At 66.2% G+C, this 17,478-nt stretch carries 13 protein-coding genes; 8 read left to right on the top strand and 5 right to left on the bottom strand.

The genetic code is table 11. The features are described 5' to 3' along the window. Window positions 1-195: 195 nt before the first annotated feature. On the bottom strand, window positions 196-699 hold the full coding sequence (gene msrB / locus FEZ63_RS17800; protein WP_150946980.1) for a peptide-methionine (R)-S-oxide reductase MsrB: 504 nt from the start codon (window positions 697-699) through the stop codon (window positions 196-198). Window positions 700-990: 291 nt separating this feature from the next. Between msrB and ileS the strand changes: the two genes are divergently transcribed. The 7 genes from ileS to mutL all read left to right on the top strand — a co-directional run bounded on the left by ileS (window position 991) and on the right by mutL (window position 11,467). Next, window positions 991-3,936, top strand: a complete 2,946-nt coding sequence (gene ileS, locus FEZ63_RS17795; protein ID WP_150946978.1) for an isoleucine--tRNA ligase — start codon at window positions 991-993, stop codon at window positions 3,934-3,936. Next, window positions 3,933-4,418: a signal peptidase II gene (gene lspA / locus FEZ63_RS17790; protein ID WP_150946975.1), complete on the top strand. Its 486-nt coding sequence runs from the start codon at window positions 3,933-3,935 to the stop codon at window positions 4,416-4,418. Before ileS ends, lspA begins: the two co-directional genes overlap by 4 nt. A 28-nt stretch (window positions 4,419-4,446) precedes the next feature. Further along, window positions 4,447-5,142, top strand: a complete 696-nt coding sequence (locus FEZ63_RS17785) for a hypothetical protein (protein ID WP_150946972.1) — start codon at window positions 4,447-4,449, stop codon at window positions 5,140-5,142. A gap of 199 nt (window positions 5,143-5,341) precedes the next feature. Continuing rightward, a complete protein-coding gene (locus tag FEZ63_RS17780; RefSeq protein ID WP_150946970.1) occupies window positions 5,342-6,673 on the top strand; it encodes a M16 family metallopeptidase in 1,332 nt (443 codons plus the stop codon). A 25-nt stretch (window positions 6,674-6,698) separates the two neighbouring features. Beyond that, complete coding sequence (locus FEZ63_RS17775; RefSeq protein ID WP_150946968.1) at window positions 6,699-7,976, top strand: M16 family metallopeptidase; 1,278 nt, start codon at window positions 6,699-6,701, stop codon at window positions 7,974-7,976. A 79-nt stretch (window positions 7,977-8,055) separates the two neighbouring features. Beyond that, complete coding sequence (locus FEZ63_RS17770; RefSeq protein ID WP_150946966.1) at window positions 8,056-9,375, top strand: glucose-6-phosphate isomerase; 1,320 nt, start codon at window positions 8,056-8,058, stop codon at window positions 9,373-9,375. Between the two features lie 241 nt (window positions 9,376-9,616). Then, window positions 9,617-11,467, top strand: a complete 1,851-nt coding sequence (gene mutL, locus FEZ63_RS17765; RefSeq protein WP_150946964.1) for a DNA mismatch repair endonuclease MutL — start codon at window positions 9,617-9,619, stop codon at window positions 11,465-11,467. A gap of 9 nt (window positions 11,468-11,476) precedes the next feature. On the opposite strand, the gene rsmD is transcribed toward mutL, so the two are convergent. Both rsmD and FEZ63_RS17755 read right to left on the bottom strand, forming a co-directional pair. Continuing rightward, complete coding sequence (gene rsmD / locus FEZ63_RS17760; protein ID WP_150946962.1) at window positions 11,477-12,034, bottom strand: 16S rRNA (guanine(966)-N(2))-methyltransferase RsmD; 558 nt, start codon at window positions 12,032-12,034, stop codon at window positions 11,477-11,479. A gap of 10 nt (window positions 12,035-12,044) precedes the next feature. Further along, window positions 12,045-14,510, bottom strand: a complete 2,466-nt coding sequence (locus tag FEZ63_RS17755) for a pseudouridine synthase (protein WP_150946960.1) — start codon at window positions 14,508-14,510, stop codon at window positions 12,045-12,047. A 73-nt stretch (window positions 14,511-14,583) separates the two neighbouring features. Between FEZ63_RS17755 and FEZ63_RS17750 the strand changes: the two genes are divergently transcribed. After that, window positions 14,584-15,012, top strand: a complete 429-nt coding sequence (locus tag FEZ63_RS17750) for a nucleoside deaminase (RefSeq protein ID WP_201274194.1) — start codon at window positions 14,584-14,586, stop codon at window positions 15,010-15,012. 162 nt (window positions 15,013-15,174) lie between these two features. On the opposite strand, the gene FEZ63_RS17745 is transcribed toward FEZ63_RS17750, so the two are convergent. Both FEZ63_RS17745 and purD read right to left on the bottom strand, forming a co-directional pair. Then, window positions 15,175-16,080 carry an alpha/beta fold hydrolase gene (locus FEZ63_RS17745; RefSeq protein ID WP_150946956.1) on the bottom strand — a complete coding sequence of 302 codons (906 nt, stop codon included), beginning with the start codon at window positions 16,078-16,080 and terminating at the stop codon, window positions 15,175-15,177. A gap of 60 nt (window positions 16,081-16,140) precedes the next feature. Then, entirely contained in the window at window positions 16,141-17,418 is a 1,278-nt protein-coding gene (purD, locus tag FEZ63_RS17740) for a phosphoribosylamine--glycine ligase (RefSeq protein WP_150946954.1), read from the bottom strand. Between the last annotated feature and the right edge of the window lie 60 nt (window positions 17,419-17,478).

Genomic DNA, 17,478 nt, shown 5'->3' with positions numbered 1-17,478 from the left:
TGGCAGCGCCGTGTAGATCGAGGGGTCGGTCAGGTTTTCAAAGCTGTCGAAGACAGGCAGCCCCGCGTAGAAATTCGGCCGGGCCGCCTCCGTTGCGGCGGGCCGTCCCGCTCTCGCATCCGCGTTTATTGACACCATCGGTCCTCGCGGGTTCGGCGAACGAAACCCGCTTCGCATTATGACGCCGTCGGGCTCCTAGACAAGCCGCTCTCCCTCCGGCGCACCGCGCCCCAGTGCGTCGGGTAGGGGATCGCCCTCGGCCACGAAGCGCAAGGATACCGAATTCATGCAATAGCGCTCGCCGGTTGGCGGCGGGCCGTCATCGAACACGTGGCCGAGATGACCCTCGCAGCGCGCGCAGCGGATTTCCGTGCGCACCATGCCGTAGCCTTGGTCGGTCACAAATGCGAGATGATCCCGGTCGATCGGGTCGAAGAAGCTCGGCCAGCCGGTGCCCGACTCGAATTTCGTGCCCGATTTGAAGAGGGGCAGGCCGCAGAGCCGGCAGCCATAGGTTCCCTTGCCCTTGGCCTCGTTGAAGATGCCGCAGAATGGACGCTCGGTGCCGTGATCCAGAAGAATGCGGCGCTCCTCGTCGTCGAGATCGGCAACGAGCGCCGAATATTGCTCGGGAGAGGGCGGGGAGAGGTCGAAACCGGCCTTGGAGCGGTGGGGGGCGGCCACGGGAGTGGAGGTCATCGGAGAAGTCACTTTCACCAAAGGTGAGGGGTCGACGAAAGGGTCGGGCCGCAGCCGCGCTTTTTCAAGGGGCCAATCGCCCCGAGCGCGCTTTATTCTGCGGCGCGGCGCTGCTAAAAGGCAGCCCATGCCCCAGGCTTTTCATGCTTTACGTGCGGTTGGCGCGCGCATTCTGCGAATTACCGGCCCGGCCCTCGCTTGAGTGCGAAGTCCGGGATTTGAGCCGTGTCCTCAAGAAAAACGCCTGATTGCGCCGCGCTCCAGCGGAACGCCCGAGATCCATTGACCGCCATGACCGACAAGACAGAAACCCCGGCTCGCGACTATTCCGAGACGCTTTTCCTGCCCAAGACCGACTTTCCCATGCGGGCGGGTCTTCCCCAGAGAGAACCGCAGCTCCTCAAGCGTTGGGAAGAGACGAAGCTTTATGAGCGCCTGCGCGAGGTCCAGAAGGGCCGGCCCCGTTTCGTACTTCACGATGGCCCCCCCTATGCCAACGGCAACATCCATATCGGGCACGCCCTCAACAAGATCCTGAAGGATCTTGTGGTCCGTTCGCAGGGCATGCTCGGTTTCGATTCCAATTACGTTCCCGGCTGGGATTGCCACGGCCTTCCGATCGAGTGGAAGATCGAGGAGGAATATCGCGCGAAGGGCAAGAACAAGGACGACGTCCCGGTCGTCGAGTTCCGTCGCGAGTGCCGCGCCTTCGCGGAAAAATGGATCGACGTGCAGCGCCAGGAATTCAAGCGCCTCGCGGTCGAGGGCGATTGGGACAATCCCTACGCCACCATGTCGTTCAATGCCGAAGCCCAGATCGCGCGCGAAATCATGAGCTTTGCCATGAGCGACCAGCTCTATCGCGGCTCCAAGCCGGTAATGTGGTCGTCAGTGGAAAAGACCGCGCTCGCCGAGGCCGAGGTCGAATATCACGAGAAGACGTCGAGCACGATCTGGGTGAAATTTCCGATCACCGACACGATCGACGGCGATCTCGAGGGCGCCTCGGTGGTCATCTGGACGACGACCCCGTGGACGATTCCGGCAAATCGCGCCATCGCCTATGGCGAGAACATCGCCTATGGCCTCTACAAGGTCACCGAAGCCGCGGGCGACAACTGGGCCAAGGTCGGCGATCGCTATGTGCTGGCCGACAAACTCGCGGCCGATGTCTTCGCGGCGGCGCGTGTGACCGCCCATGAGCGCATCAAGGATGTGCTGCCGGTCATGATCGAACGCACGGCGCATCCGTTCCGCGGCCTCGATGGCGCGAATGGCTATTGGGATTTTGCCGTGCCGGTGCTGCCCGCCGATTATGTGACCGACGACGCGGGCACGGGCTTCGTGCACACGGCGCCCGGCCACGGGGCGGACGATTACAACACGTTCATCAAGCACAAGGCGGTGTTCGAGGAATGCGGCACGCCGCAAGTGCCGCACACGGTGTCGCCCGATTCCTCGTACTTCCCCGATATCCCGTTTTTTGCCGGCGAGCGGGTCTATGACGACAAGGGCAAGGATGGCGGCGCCAACGACGCGGTGATCAGGAAGATGGCGGAAGCCGGCGCACTCATCGCCCGCGGCCGGCTGAAGCACCAATACCCGCATTCCTGGCGCTCGAAGGCACCGCTCCTGTTCCGCAATACGCCGCAATGGTTCATTGCGATGGACAAGCCCCTCGACAATCACGGCGACACGCTGCGGCAGCGCGCCCTTCATGCGATCAAGACGGTCGAGTGGGTGCCGGAATCGGGCGAGAACCGGATCACCGGCATGATCGAGAACCGTCCCGATTGGGTCGTGTCGCGCCAGCGCGCCTGGGGCGTGCCGATCGCAGTTTTCGTGCGCAAGGGGACGAGCGAGATCCTGAAGGACGAGCGTGTGAATGCGGCGATTGCCGAAGCGTTCGAGACCGAGGGTGCTGATGCCTGGTACGTGGATGACGGCGCGCGGTTCCTCGCAGCCGGCGGGCACAAGGTCGAGGATTTCGACAAGATCGACGATATCCTCGATGTGTGGTTTGATTCCGGTTGCACCCACGCCTTTGCGCTGGAGAAGCGCGAGGATCTGAAGGTCACCCGCAAGGTCGATGGCGGTCCGGATCAGGTGATGTATCTCGAAGGCACCGACCAGCATCGCGGCTGGTTCCACTCGTCGCTGCTGGAGAGCTGCGGCACGCGCGGACGCGCGCCCTACGACATCGTTCTGACCCACGGCTTCGTGCTCGACGAGAAGGGGCAGAAGATGTCGAAGTCGATCGGCAACGTGGTGGCGCCGCAGAAAGTCATCCAGGATTCCGGCGCCGACATCCTGCGCCTGTGGGTGGCGGCGTCCGATTACTCGGACGATCTACGCATCGGTCCCGAGATCCTGAAGACCTTCGTCGAGACCTACCGCAAGCTCCGCAACACGATCCGCTGGATGCTCGGTTCGCTTGGACATTTCAGCGAGGCCGACAAGGTCGCGGTCGGCGACATGCCGGAGCTCGAACGGTTCGTGTTGCATCGTCTCGCCGAACTCGATGTCGACATGCGCGAAGCGTATCGCAGCTTCGACTACAAGCGCGTCATCGCGCTTCTGAACTCGTTCCTGACCAGCGACCTGTCGGCGTTCTATTTCGATATTCGCAAGGACGCGCTCTATTGCGATCCGTTGTCGAGCAACGAGCGCAAAAGCGCTCTGACCGTGATCGACATCACGTTCCGGGCGGTCGCCACCTGGATTGCGCCGATCCTCGCTTTCACGGCCGAAGAGGCATGGCTCGCTCGCTATCCGCAAGCCGAGTCAGTGCATCTCGAAACCTTCCCGGAAATTCCCGCCGCGTGGCGCGATGATGCACTGGCGGCGCGCTGGGCCAAGATCCGCCGCGTCCGCCGGGTCGTCACCGGAGCACTCGAGATCGAGCGCGCCCAAAAGCGCATCGGCGCGAGCCTCGAGGCGGCACCCGTCGTCTACCTGACCGACGGCAGCCTGCGCGAGGCGATCGAGGGACTCGATCTCGCGGAGATCTGCATCACGTCCGGCATCCGCATTGAAACGACGGAGGGACCCGCCGACGCCTTCCGCCTCGACGATGTGAAGGGCGTGACCGTCGTCTCCGCCCTTGCGGAGGGGCGCAAATGCGCCCGGTCGTGGAAGGTCTCGCCCGGGGTCGGGAGTGATCCCGAATACCCGGATGTGACGCCCAGAGACGCCGAGGCCTTGCGCGAGTGGGACCGGGCGAGGGCTGCCGCGTGACAGTTTCGCCCGCCCGCCTCGGCCTGATTGTGGCGCTTCTGACCCTGGTCCTCGATCAGGCGACGAAGCTCTACACATTGTTCATTTTCGACCTGCCGGTCCGTGAACCGGTGGCGTTGACGCCATTCCTCAACCTGATCGTGGTCTGGAACCGGGGGATTTCCTACGGCCTGTTCCAGCAGCATACGGATCTCGGACGCTGGATCCTCATCGGGGTCTCGATCGTCGCTGCCATCGCTCTCTCGGTGTGGATCCGCCGGACGACGGGTCGCCTTCTCGCGGCGTCCCTCGCCCTGATCGTCGGGGGCGCCATCGGCAACGTCATCGACCGGCTGGCCTATGGGGCCGTCTTCGATTTCATCCAATTCGGGCTCGGCGGCTGGTCCTGGTACGTGTTCAACGTGGCGGATGCGGCCATCGTTGCGGGGGTGGTCGGTTTGCTCTATGACTCCTTCGTGCTGGAACGGCGCCGGCTTGCCTGAGCGAGACGCCGGATCTCGGGGCCGCCTTATGTTCGCCCGAATAGGCGGGCAGGCGTTCAGCCAGAATGGGAATTTCAAGAAGGTGGGTGCCATGAGGGGATTGAAGGTCTTTGGTTGCGCGGGCGCGCTCGCGCTCATGGTCGCGGCCTCTGGCGCGTCGGCTCAGGAAGGCGAGGCCGTCAAGAGCCTCCTCGGCAGCATCGGCATCATCCCCAAGGAAAAGCCACCGATCAACTATAATGAGCGCCCGCCACTCGTCCTGCCGCCCAAGATGGAATTGCGCGCGCCTGCCCCTTCGCGCGGTGCCGAGGCAAACGCCAACTGGCCGAAGGACCCGGATGTGGCGGCGGCTCGCAGGGCCGCAGCGGATGCGCGTGCGCCGGCGACCAGCCGCGATACCTACCGGGCCAATCAGTCTGGAGTGCTTTCGGCCGAGGAAATGCGCGCTGGCCGCAACCCGAACAACTATATTCAATCGCCGCCGCCCCTGACGGGCGGACAGGCCGATAACAGCAAGATGAGCCCCGACGAGCTGCGCTCGTTCCAGGTCGGCCAGGACGTGAAGCTCTCCGGCGATGGCCTCGAGCGTCGCTATCTCACGGATCCTCCGGCGCCGCTTCTGAAGGCGCAGGGCGGGGCGCCGCTCAAGGCCTCCGTTGATGAAATGCCTGTTGTCGATCCCGACAGCCCGCTCGGCTTCATTCAGCAGCAGCAAAAGCGCTGATTTTTTCGATAGCCTGCCTTGTCCTTCGGGCGAACGGTTTTCCGCTTCGCCCGAAGGCGTTTTTGGACCCTGCACGGCCCTCCGAACTGCTTCGCCTGCACCCAAAGGTGCACTGCTTCGCTTGCTTGATCGTCGGATTGCAGTATCTCCCGTAGGAGAACCGCTCCAGCCGATCCGATTCCGCCAAGGTTGAACTGCTATGGATAATGTCCCCCGGCCCAATCGACGCACCGATGCTCCGCCTTTCGGACGCACGGATGGTGGTGGTCCAGAGGTCGCGTCGTTCACGCTTGCGAACGGGCTGGATGTAGTGGTGATCCCCGATCACCGCGTGCCGGTCGTGACGCACATGATCTGGTATCGCAACGGCTCGGCTGATGATCCGCTTGGACAATCCGGCATCGCGCATTTTCTCGAACACCTGATGTTCAAGGGAACGGCAAAACACCCGGCGGGCGAATTCTCCAAGGTCGTATCGAGCCTCGGCGGTCAGGAGAATGCCTTCACGTCGTTCGACTACACGGCCTATTTCCAGCGCGTCACCCGCGAACACCTCAAGACCATGATGGAGTTCGAATCCGACCGCATGACCAACCTGCTGCTCGACGAGAGCGTCATCGCGCCTGAGCGCGACGTGGTGCTGGAAGAGCGCCGCATGCGGGTCGAGACCGATCCGTCGGCGCAGCTTTCCGAGGCGATGGCTGCGGCGTTGTTCGTGCATCATCCCTACGGCATCCCGATTATCGGCTGGATGCATGAGATCGAGGGCCTGAACCGCCAGAACGCGCTCGACTACTACAACCGCTTCTATTCGCCGGAAAATGCGATTCTGGTCGTTGCCGGGGACGTGACGCCCGATGAAGTGCGCCGTCTCAGCGAAGAGACCTATGGTCGCGTTCCCGCACGGGGAGAGCGGCCCGTGCGCTTTCGTCCGCAAGAGCCCGAGCCTGTCGCTGCACGGCACATCACGGTTTCGGATCCGAAGGTCGAGCAGCCCACATTGCAGCGGCTTTACCTGGTTCCGTCCTGCCGCTCCGTCAACGAGGGCGATTGCTACGCGCTCGAACTCCTGGCGGAAGTGATCGGGGGCGGCCCGACATCCTATCTCTATCGCACGCTCGTTCTCGAGCAGGGCGTCGCCGTCAATGCGGGCGCCTGGTACATGTCGTCGGCGATGGAAGAGACACGTTTCAGCGTCTACGCTGTTCCGGCCGAGGGCGTATCGCTCGAGGCGCTCGAACAGGCGGTCGACGCCGCCCTGCGGACGATCTCCGCGGATGCACTCGACGTCGAGGCCATCGAGCGGGCCAAGATACGCCTCGTCGCCGAGACGATCTATTCGACCGACAGCCAGTCTTCGCTTGCGCGCATCTACGGCTCGGCGCTCGCCATCGGCGAGACCATCGACGATGTGCGGTGTTGGCCGGGACAGATCGAGGCGGTGTTGAAGGACGATCTCGCATCGGTTGCCGAGCGGTTCCTCATCCCGCGCCGATCCGTGACCGGATACCTGCAAAAGCCTGCCGCCTGATCGCCTGTTTTTGAGTGAGAGTCCCATGACACCCACCGTTGAAACCCGTTCCGCGTCGCCGACTGTCGTGAAGGCGCTGATATCCCCGGGGGGTGTCGAAGCGTGGCACGTCGAATCCGATGTCGTGCCGCTGATCGCCGTCGCCTTCACGTTCGAGGGCGGCGCCGCGCATGACCCCGTGGACAAGCCGGGCGTGGCGCAGATGCTCGGCCGCCTGCTCGACGAGGGCGCGGGGAATTATGATTCGGATGCGTTCCAGGAACGTCTCGCCGGACGCGCGATCGAACTCTCGTTCAACGCCGGGAACGATGCCATCGGCGGCTCGCTAAAAACCTTGGTGAAACACGCCGATGAGGCGTTCGAGCTGCTGCGCCTCGCCCTTGCGGAGCCGCGCTTTGATGCCGATGCCATCGAGCGCGTTCGCGCCCAGACGATTGCCGGTTTGCGCTACCAGCAGAACGACCCGGGCGTGATGGCCACGCGCCGGTTCTTCGAGGCAGGCTTTCCGGGGCACCCTTATTCGCGCCCGACCTCCGGCACGGCGGAGAGCGTCGCGGCGATCACGCGGGATGATCTCGTGGCGATGCACCGCCTCCTGATCGCGCGCGGCCGCGTCAAGATCGCGGTCGTTGGCGCCATCGATGCCGACCGCTTGTCGGTGTTGATCGACAAGGTGTTCGGCTCGCTTCACGAGGCGAAGCCGCTTCGCATTATCGAACCGGCCTCGCTGGTCGCCACCGGCCAGCGCCTTGTCGCCGATCTCGATGTGCCGCAATCGGTGATCCGCTTCGGGACGCACGGCATCACCTGGTGCGATCCCGGCTTCATTCCCGCCTACGTGCTTAACCACATCCTCGGCGGCGGCGCCTTCACGTCGCGGCTGTTTCAGGAAGTCCGGGAGAAGCGCGGCCTTGCCTACAGCGTGGGCACGTCCCTTGTGAGCTACCGCGCCGCCTCCATGACCTGGGGCTATACGGCGACCAAGAACGAGCGCGTGGCTGAGTGTCTCGACGTCATCGCCTCCGAAATTGCGAGACTTCACGCCGACGGCCCCACCGACGAGGAATTGCAAAAAGCCAAGGACTACCTCATCGGCTCCTATGCGCTGGGCTTCGACACTTCCACCAAGATCGCCCATACGCTGGTGCAGATCGCGTTCGAGGGACTCGGCATCGATTACATCGCCCGCCGCAACGAACTCGTGGCGGCCGTCACGCAGGCCGATATTCGCAGCGCCAGCGATCGAATCTTCGGCACCGGCAAAATGCTGACGGTGATTGCGGGGCGGCCGACGGGGCTCTGAACGGTCCCGCCCTAGCCGCCGCCCTGCCGCTGCCCTAGTGTTCTGGTCCTGTTGAAAGACTTGTCGGAGGCATTCCTGAATGGCGTTGCAGCAATCGATTGAACTCGCCCTTGCATCCAAGATCGGCGCGAGCGGCCTTCCGACCATGGCGCTCGACGCGGCCTTGTCGGCTGTCGAGACCGCTCTGGCGCGGCTTTCGGATGATGACGCGTCCGGCCGCCTGCCGCTGCTCAAGCTGCCTTATGCAACCGACGATCTGGCATCGATCCGGGAGGCGGCGTCCTTCCTGCGGCGCGACGCGACCGATGTGGTGTTCCTCGGCACCGGCGGCTCGAGCCTCGGCGGCCAGGCGCTGGCGCAGCTCAAGGATTATGCGGTGCCGGGTGCCGGACGCTTCATCGACGGCCCGCGTGTGCATTTTCTCGACAATCTCGATCCGATCACCTTCGACCATATTCTGCACAAGCTGCCGCTCTCCTCCACCCGTTTCGTGGCCATCTCGAAATCCGGCGGCACCGGCGAAACGCTGATGCAGACGATTGCGGTGTTGTGCGCGCTCGAGAGGGCGGGGTTGCGCGCCCGGCCCGCCGACACGATCCTTGGACTATCCGAGCCCCGCGTGGCCGGTCGAAAGAACGGGTTGCGCGATCTGCTCGAACCCGAAGGCGTGCGCTTCCTCGACCATGACCCCGGCGTCGGCGGTCGCTTCTCCGTCTTGACCAATGTGGGGCTTCTGCCCGCCGCCGTTCTCGGCCTCGACATCGCGGCCGTCCGACAGGGGGCCGCGGATGCCTACGATCCGCTGCGTGCCGGCGGAAGCGCCAGGGACATTCCGGCAGCGCTCGGCGCCGCCCTCAATATCGCGGTGGGGCTCGAGGGGCGGAACATCACCGTCACCATGGCGTATGCCGACCGCCTCGAACGCTTCGCCCGCTGGTGGGTTCAGTTGTGGGCCGAAAGCATCGGCAAGGACGGCAAGGGCTCGCAGCCGGTCGCGGCCATCGGTCCGGTCGATCAGCACAGCCAGATGCAGCTCTATCTCGGTGGGCCGAACGACAAGCTCTTCACCATCATGACGACCGGCGTCGCCGGCATCGGGCCGATGATGGACGAGAAGCTGTCGAAGCGCGCAGGCGAGCCCGGATTTGCGGGCAGGCGTATCGGCGATCTCGTGGCCGCACAGGGCCGCGCCACCGCCGACACCCTGGCGCGAAACGGTCGCGCCACCCGCACGCTGCATATCGACAAACTGAACGAGCGCTCGCTCGGGGAATTGCTGATGCATTACATGCTGGAGACGATCCTCACCGGCTATGCGCTCGGCGTCGATCCGTTCGATCAGCCAGCTGTCGAGGAGGGCAAGATCCTCGCCAAGCAATATCTGACAGAGGCGAACTGACGAGCGATTCCCTCCCCCTTGCGGGGAGGGTCGGGGTGGGGGTGGAACGACCGGGTTCATCCCGATGAATGTCGGGTTCGGACGAACCGGCCTTCCCTCGACAACAAGGCGACGAGCTCGACTGTCCGACCCCAACCTCCAACTCCTCCCCGCAAGGGGAAGAGAGTCCCTCGTGTCGGCTGGAACCTGCGCGCCCCAACGCCTATTCTCCTCTTCCGAATCGCGTGAGTGTCAACGCCCTATGAACGTCCGCCGCCTCGATCCCATTCTGGTCGACCGCATCGCCGCCGGCGAGGTCGTCGAACGTCCGGCGGCGGCCGTGAAGGAACTGGTCGAGAACGCGGTCGATGCGGGTGCGCGCTCCATCGAGATCGCCATCGAGGCGGGCGGGCGCAAGCTCATCCGGGTGGTCGATGACGGGCAGGGAATGTCGCCGGAGGATCTGGCGTTGGCAGTCGAGCGTCATGCCACGTCGAAAATCCCCGACGGTGATCTGTTTGCCATCAACACGCTCGGGTTTCGCGGTGAGGCCTTGCCCTCTATCGGTGCGGTGGCGCGTCTTGCCATCACGACGCGAACCGCCGAAGCGCAAGCCGCATCATCCATCGTTGTCGAGGCCGGCGTGAAAGGCCCGGTGCGGCCTGCCTCGGCGCCGGCGGGCACGCGGATCGAGGTGACGGACCTTTTCGCCGCGACGCCGGCGCGCTTGAAGTTCCTCAAGAGCGACCGCTCCGAGGCGCAGGCGGTGGCCGAGATCGTGAAGCGTCTCGCCATCGCGCATCCGGCGATCCGTTTCACGCTTGCGGGCGAACACATCACGCCGTTCACCTACGCGCCCGAAGAGGCGAGCGAGCACGGTTTCCTGCGCCGTCTGTCGCGCGTGCTGGGTGCTGAGTTCAACGACAACGCCATGACCATCGGCGTCGAGCGCGAGGGCGTCCGGGTCAGCGGATTTGCCGGATTGCCGACCTATCATCGCGGCACCTCGACCCACATCCATTTCGTCGTCAACGGGCGCCCGGTGCGCGACAAACTGCTGCTCGGCGCGGTGCGCGGTGCCTATGCGGATGTGATGGCGTCGGATCGTCATCCGATCCTCGCGCTGATGATCGATCTCAACCCGCGCGACGTGGACGTGAACGTGCATCCGGCGAAGACCGAAGTGCGCTTCCGCGATCCGGCGTTCATCCGCGGTTTCGTCGTGGGAGCGCTGAAGGAGTCCATCACGCGTTCAGGATTCCGCTCGGCCACCACGGGCGGCATGCGCACGCTCGACAGTCTTCGGCCGCACGGTCCTCATCCGTCGCATCACCCGCTGCACATGAAGGCCGGCCTGCATCGCGGACCATCGATCCGCGCCGCGCACACCTTCGCGGGTTGGCAGGCGCCGGTCGCGCCGACCTATGGCCAAGGCTTCGCCGAGCCGCAACGCGCCTTTTCGGAATTCGCCGCGCCCTCCGCCGACAGCCGCGCGCCGCACCATGAGAACGATTCTGCTATCGAGGCGGCGCCGCTCGGGGCGGCGCGCGCGCAGGTTCACGGCACTTACATCGTCGCGCAGACTCAGGACGGCATCGTCATCGTCGACCAGCACGCGGCGCATGAACGCCTCGTCTACGAGCGCCTGAAACGCGAGCGCGACTCGTCCGGCATCGCGCGGCAATTGCTGCTCATCCCCGACGTCGTCGATCTCGACCCCGTCGATGCCGATCGCGTCGTCGCCGAGGCCGAAACGCTGGCGAGCCTCGGACTGGTGGTCGAGCCATTCGGATCGGGTGCCCTGCTGGTGCGTGAAGTCCCGTCCGCGCTCGCGGGCGGGCGCATCAAGGCTCTGGTGCAGGATGTGGCCGATGCGTTGGCCGAATGGGGCGAGGGGAGCGAGAGCCCGGTGGAGACCCGCCTCGATGCGGTTCTGTCGCGCATGTCATGCCACGGCTCGATCCGCGCCGGACGCCGGTTGAAGCCCGAGGAAATGAACGCGCTCCTGCGCGAAATGGAAGTCACGCCCCTCTCCGGCCAATGCAATCACGGCCGGCCGACTTATGTGGAGCTGAAGCTGTCGGATATCGAGCGGCTGTTCGGGCGGCGTTGATTGAAGGGCTTATCGTTCGAACCGTCCGAACACCACTTGCGTCTCCCCGTAGTCCCGCCGCTCGATCTCGCCAAACCCCTCAGGCAGCGTCAGCGCCGCGCCGTGGGCCTCTTCCACCACCACGAGCGCGTCGCGCGTCAGCCAGCCGCCTTCGGCGCAGGCCGTGAGCGCTTTGGGGGCCAGATCTTTTCCGTAAGGTGGATCGCAGAACACGAGTGAGAACGGTGCATTCGGGGCCGCCGCGCCCATGCGGGTGGCGTCGCGGCGGAAGAGGCGCGTCGCGCCGCCGGCGCCGAGCGCCTCCACGTTTTCGCGGATCAGGCTGCGGGCTTCCGAGCCCTCATCCACGAACAGCGCGAAGGCGGCGCCGCGCGAGAGCGCTTCCAGGCCCATCGCGCCGGTGCCGGCAAAGAGATCGAGAACGCGCGCGCCCTCGATCGCATCGTCATAGCCGTGCTGCAACACGTTGAAGAGGGATTCGCGCAGGCGGTCCGAAGTCGGACGGATCGCGTCCGTTCTCGGTCCCGCCAGCGAACGGCCGCGCCAGCGCCCGCCCACAATTCTCACGGCCTATGCCTCACGGACGACGCCCCTTGGGGCCGCCTTTCGGACCGCCCTTGAAGCCGCCACGAGGGCCGCTCTTGAAGCCGCCGCCGGGGCCGCCCTTCGCGCCGCCTCTCGGTCCGCTGCGCTGAGCGCCATCGCCCCGTGGCGGACCACGGCGCGGACGGTCATCGCCGCCGGCCCGGAACGGGCGGTCGCCCTGGGGCCGAGGACTGCGCGGACGCTCGCCGAACGGACGCTCACCTTGCGGCGCGCGGGGACGCTCACCGCCCTCGGGACGGGCACGGAACGGCCGGTCGCCGGTCGGACGATCGCCGGCTTCGCTGCGGGCCCTGAACGGGCGCTCGCCTTGCGGCTTGCGGGGACGCGCATCGCCCTCGGGGCGGGCGCGGAAGGGCCTATCACCGCTCGGACGATCACCGCGCGGGGCGCGCGGACGCTCGCCCTCGTCGCTGCGAGCGCGGAACGGGCGCTCGCCTTGTGGCGGGCGGGGACGCTCGCTGCCCTCGGGACGCGCGCGGAAAGGCCGGTCGCCACTTGGACGCGCCGGGCGGTCGTCATCCCGGCGCGGCGGACGACCGAGGCTGCTTTCGCGCTCACGCCGTGGCGGGCTGTCGTCGCGCTCGGGACGACGGCGCGGACGGTCGTCGCCTGCGGGAGCCGCGCGGAACGGATCCCGGCGCGGCTTGCGCGGGGCCTCCTCATCCCTCGGCGCGCTCACCAGCCGTTCGACCTTCACTTTGCGGCCTTCGGCGGATTCGATGGCGCCGGCCCGCTGGCGCGGCCGCTCGGCCGCCACTGCACGGGCCGCGCGGGGATCGGCGCCTCGGCGTGGACTTTTCTTGCTCATCGCTTCGTCGCTGTCTGAGGCCCGCCAGATGCTGGTCTTGGGCTCGAGGCGCGAGGGTCGCTTGCGCGGCGCTTCCTCCTCCGCGCCGCGGCGGTCGTCGCCACGGCCCCGGGTGGGGCGATCGCCTTCCGAGCGCGAATAGCGTGGGCGCTCCTCGCCGCGGTCGCCCTCGCGTGGGCGATGGGGGCGGTCCTCGTTGCGGTCACGCGAGGGGCGAGCGGCGCGGTCGGGACGCGCGTCGCCACGGTCCGGGCGATCATCCTTCGCGGGGGTTCCGAAGGGTGCGATGGGCTCACGCACCGGGCTCTCGAAATCGACGCCGGCCTCTTTCGATAGTGCGTCGCCCAGTTGATCGCGCAGGATCTTGGTCTTGACCTCTTCGACCATGCCCTCTTCGAGCTCGCCCAGCTGGAACGGGCCGAAGGAAAGCCGGATCAGGCGGTTCACCTGCAGGCCGAGATGTTCGAGGATGCGCTTGACCTCGCGGTTCTTGCCCTCGCGCAGTCCGAGCGAGATCCACGCGTTGTCGCCCTGCACGCGGTCCAGCCGCGCCTCGATGGGGCCGTATTCCATGCCGTCGACGGTGACGCCGTGGCGCAGGTTGTCGAGATCGGCCTGGTTCACTTCGCCATGCGCACGCACCTTGTAGCGACGCAGCCAACCGGTATTCGGATGGGCGATCACGCGGGCAAGGCCGCCATCGTTGGTGAGAAGCAGAAGACCCTCGGTGTTGATGTCGAGCCGGCCGATCGCCACCACGCGCGGCAGATCCTCCGGCAGGTTGTCGAACACGGTCGGGCGTCCCTCAGGGTCGCGGGCCGTCGTCACGAGGCCGCGCGGCTTGTGGTAGAGCCACAGGCGCGTGCGTTCCTTCATGGGCAGCGGCTCGCCATCGACCGTGATCTGGTCGGACGGCGTCACGTTGATGGCGGGGGATTCGAGAACCTTGCCGTTGAGGGTAACGCGGCCCTCGGCGATCATCGCCTCGACGTCCCGGCGAGAGGCAATCCCGGCGCGGGCGATGACCTTGGCGATCCGATCCTCGATGGGCTCCAGCGCTTGAGCCGCAAGCTGAGCCTCACGGCCGGACGGCGCACGCTCGACAGCCTTGGTCTCGACTCGCGGCGGACGCGTCTCGCTGCTGCGGCCGCGCGCCGGGCGGTCAGTATCCTCGCGGCGCGGGCGGAAGGGCTTGTCGCCCTCGGCCCCGCGCGAGCGGAAGGGGCGTTCGCCGCCTTCCGTGCGAGGCTTGAATTCGCCGCGTGGCTTGAAGGGGCGATCGCCCTCCGGGCGCTTGGCGCCGAAAGGCTTGTCCGGACGATCGCCGCGGGGGCGGGCAAACCGGTCGCCGCCTTCGCGGGGCGCCCATGGCTTGGCGGCGGCTTCCGGGCTGTCGAAAGTTCTCTCGCCACCCTCGCGCGGCGCGCGCGGCCGGTCGTCGGAAGAGCGGGCGCGGAACGGGCGGTCGCCGGCTTCGCGGCGGGGGCGCTCGCCGTCATCGGCCTTGGCGCGGAAGGGGCGCGCGGCGTCGCCTTGGGGTTTGCGGAAGGGTTTGTCGCCGGGTGTTCGGCTGTGGCCAGGGCGTCCTCGCGGACGGCCTTTCTTGCCATCGTCATTGCTGTCGGTCATGGGAGCCTGATAGCAGAGGAGAGAGGGAGAAGCGAGCACGATGGATAAGGCCCGGAGCGCCCAAATGGATCCGATGAGCGCGGCTTTCAACGAGGCCCGTGCGGCCGCCGAACGCGGCGAGGTGCCGGTCGGCGCGGTGATCGTGCGCGAGGGCCGTGTCGTCGCCTCCGCGGGCAACCGGCCGCGCGAGTTGCGAGATCCTTCGGCTCATGCCGAACTGCTCGCCATCCGCAGCGCCTGCGCGACGCTTCACGATGAGCGCCTGACCGGATGCGATCTCTACGTGACGCTCGAGCCCTGCACCATGTGCGCCGCCGCGATCTCGTTCGCGCGCATTCGCCGCGTCTATTTCGCCGCCGCCGACCCCAAGGGCGGCGCCGTTGAGAACGGCGTGCGCTTTTTCCAGCAGCCAACCTGCCATCACGCACCCGAGGTTTACGGCGGTATTCGCGAAGGCGAGGCGGCGACCCTGTTGCGGGCATTCTTCGAGGGGCGGCGGTGAGGCGGCAATCACAGCCTCGTGCTGCCGGGGCGTGAAACCCGAAGCCTCTTCCTGAGGAAGCCGAAGGCTGTCTCGAAGGACGGGGCATCTCCAGAGCGCACTGAACATCCTTCGAGACGCTGCTTTTGCGGCTCCTCAGAATGACGTGACGAGATGAAGCACTCAGGCTCTCAGGAAAGTCTGCAACGCCTCCAGTGTCGCGCCGGGGTTTTCCTCCGCCACGAAATGCCCGGATGACACCCCGATGCCGGTGATGCCGGGTGCGAATGTCCGCCAGATCTCGAGGGGCGGGATGGAGTCGCCGCTGGTTCCGCTCACCAGGTAGAAATCGCTCCAGATCAGCTGCGTCGGGCAGCGGATCGTCTTACCGGCCGCGAGATCGGCCTCGTCGGCCTCGATGTCGCGGGTGGCGCCGGCGCGATAATCCTCGCAGAAGGCATGGATGCGCGATGGCTCGTTGAAGCCGTCCCGATAGGCCGCCATGGCGCGGGGATCGAACGCGCTGAGATCGCCGGGGGCGGACCACGTCTTCATGAGCCCCTCGAAATAGGGGATCGGGTTGCGGCCGATTTCCTCCTCGGGCTTCGGAAACGGCTCTGACAGGTAAGCCCAATGTGCCGCCGGAACCTTGCCGGCCTTCATCTGCGCCCAGACGTAGGAGGTCGGCAGGATGTCGAGCAGCGCCAGCCGTTCGACACGGCCGGGATGGTCGAGCGCCAGGCGATAGCCGACCCGCGCGCCGCGATCATGCCCTGCCACCGCGAAATGGACCGCCCCCAGTTCCTCCATGACGGTCACCACGTCGCGGGCCATGGCGCGCTTGGAATAGGTCTCGTGTGCGGCGTCCCCCTTCGGGGCACTGGACCAGCCATAGCCGCGCAGATCCATGCACACGACCCGGTACGTCTCGGCGAGCGTCGGCGCCAGGCGATGCCACATCACGTGTGTCTGCGGGAAGCCGTGGAGCAGCACGAGGGGCGGGCCGTCGCCGCGGGACCGCGCAAAGATCCGCCCGACCTCCGTGTCGACCCAGTGGGATTCGAAGCCGGCGAAGAGGTCGTCGCTCATGAGGGCGCCCGCGCTGGAGAAGTGATGATCCTCAAACACCCAGAAGAGCAAAGTGTTTCGTCACGACCGTTCGCGCTCCACGGCGCGCCAGCCGATATCGCCGCGACAGAACCCTTCGGCCCAGTCGATCTTTGCCACTGCGTCATACGCGCGCTGCTGCGCCTCGGTGATGGTGCGGCCCATCGCCGTGACGTTGAGAACGCGGCCCCCATTGGCGAGAATACGAGCCCCGTCCTGTCTTGTGCCCGCATGGAAGACGAGCACGTCGCTCATCGCTTCCGCCTCCGCGATGCCGCGAATTTCGGAGCCCTTCTCGAACGGGCCGGGATAGCCCTTCGCCGCCATCACGACGGTGAGCGCGGCCTCATCCGACCATTGCAGCGAAATCGTGCCGAGGACGCCGTCGCTTGCCGCGAGGAGCGCGGTCACGAGATCGGATTTGAGGCGGGGCAGGAGCACCTGCGTTTCAGGATCGCCGAACCGCGCATTGTATTCGATGAGCTGCGGGCCTTTGTCGGTCAGCATCAATCCCGCGTAGAGAATGCCCGCATAGGGCGTGCCGCGCGCCCGCATGCCGGCGAGCGTCGGCTCGATGATCTCGCGCATGACGCGGGCCTGCAACTCGGGTGTCAGGACAGCCGCGGGAGAATACGCGCCCATGCCGCCGGTATTGGGTCCCTCGTCGCCATCGCCGACCCGTTTGTGGTCCTGCGCGGTGCCGAACGGGAGCGCGGTCGTGCCATCGCACAGGGCGAAAAAGCTCGCTTCTTCGCCCTCGAGAAACGCCTCGATGACGACCTCGGCGCCAGCCGTACCGAAGCCGCCGCCGAGCATCATGTCGACGGCTTCCTCGGCCTCCTCGAAGGAACTCGCCACGACGACACCCTTGCCGGCCGCAAGCCCGTCGGCCTTCACCACGATCGGCACGCCGTAGTGGCGGATATAGGTCTTGGCGGTTTCCGCATCGGTGAACCGGCGATAGGCGGCGGTCGGGATCGCAAATTCGGCGCACAGGTCCTTGGTGAAGGCCTTCGAGCCCTCGAGCTGCGCCGCGGCCTTATCCGGGCCGAACGCCTTGATGCCTGCACCCTTCAGATCATCCACCAGGCCCGTAACGAGCGGGCCCTCCGGCCCCACGACCACAAACTCGATTCCGGTGGTGCGGCAGAACCCGATCACCGCCTCATGGTCGGTCACGTCCAGGACTACATTGGTGCCATGCTGTGCCGTGCCGGGATTGCCGGGGGCGATGAACAGCCGGTCGCAGAGGGGGCTGGCGGACAGGCTCCAGGCCAGCGCGTGCTCGCGACCCCCGGACCCAATGAGAAGAATGTTCATGCGCGATCCCCTGCTCGTTCGCAGGAGGGATTAGAATGTCTCGCGCCTGGGCGCAAACCC

The organism is Microvirga brassicacearum (assembly GCF_008757455.1).
GTDB lineage: Bacteria > Pseudomonadota > Alphaproteobacteria > Rhizobiales > Beijerinckiaceae > Microvirga > Microvirga brassicacearum.
The sequence above is the reverse complement of the archived record's forward strand: the minus strand, read 5'-3'. Positions and strand labels throughout refer to the sequence as shown.

Excerpts from the sequence above, each read along its gene's own strand:
- msrB (WP_150946980.1), bottom strand. The coding sequence starts at position 699 with ATGACCTCCACTCCCGTGGCCGCCCCCCACCGCTCCAAGGCCGGTTTC.
- ileS (WP_150946978.1), top strand. The coding sequence starts at position 991 with ATGACCGACAAGACAGAAACCCCGGCTCGCGACTATTCCGAGACGCTT.
- FEZ63_RS17785 (WP_150946972.1), top strand. The coding sequence starts at position 4,447 with ATGTTCGCCCGAATAGGCGGGCAGGCGTTCAGCCAGAATGGGAATTTC.
- FEZ63_RS17780 (WP_150946970.1), top strand. The coding sequence starts at position 5,342 with ATGGATAATGTCCCCCGGCCCAATCGACGCACCGATGCTCCGCCTTTC.
- FEZ63_RS17775 (WP_150946968.1), top strand. The coding sequence starts at position 6,699 with ATGACACCCACCGTTGAAACCCGTTCCGCGTCGCCGACTGTCGTGAAG.
- FEZ63_RS17770 (WP_150946966.1), top strand. The coding sequence starts at position 8,056 with ATGGCGTTGCAGCAATCGATTGAACTCGCCCTTGCATCCAAGATCGGC.
- mutL (WP_150946964.1), top strand. The coding sequence starts at position 9,617 with ATGAACGTCCGCCGCCTCGATCCCATTCTGGTCGACCGCATCGCCGCC.
- FEZ63_RS17755 (WP_150946960.1), bottom strand. The coding sequence starts at position 14,510 with ATGACCGACAGCAATGACGATGGCAAGAAAGGCCGTCCGCGAGGACGC.
- FEZ63_RS17750 (WP_201274194.1), top strand. The coding sequence starts at position 14,584 with ATGAGCGCGGCTTTCAACGAGGCCCGTGCGGCCGCCGAACGCGGCGAG.
- FEZ63_RS17745 (WP_150946956.1), bottom strand. The coding sequence starts at position 16,080 with ATGAGCGACGACCTCTTCGCCGGCTTCGAATCCCACTGGGTCGACACG.
- purD (WP_150946954.1), bottom strand. The coding sequence starts at position 17,418 with ATGAACATTCTTCTCATTGGGTCCGGGGGTCGCGAGCACGCGCTGGCC.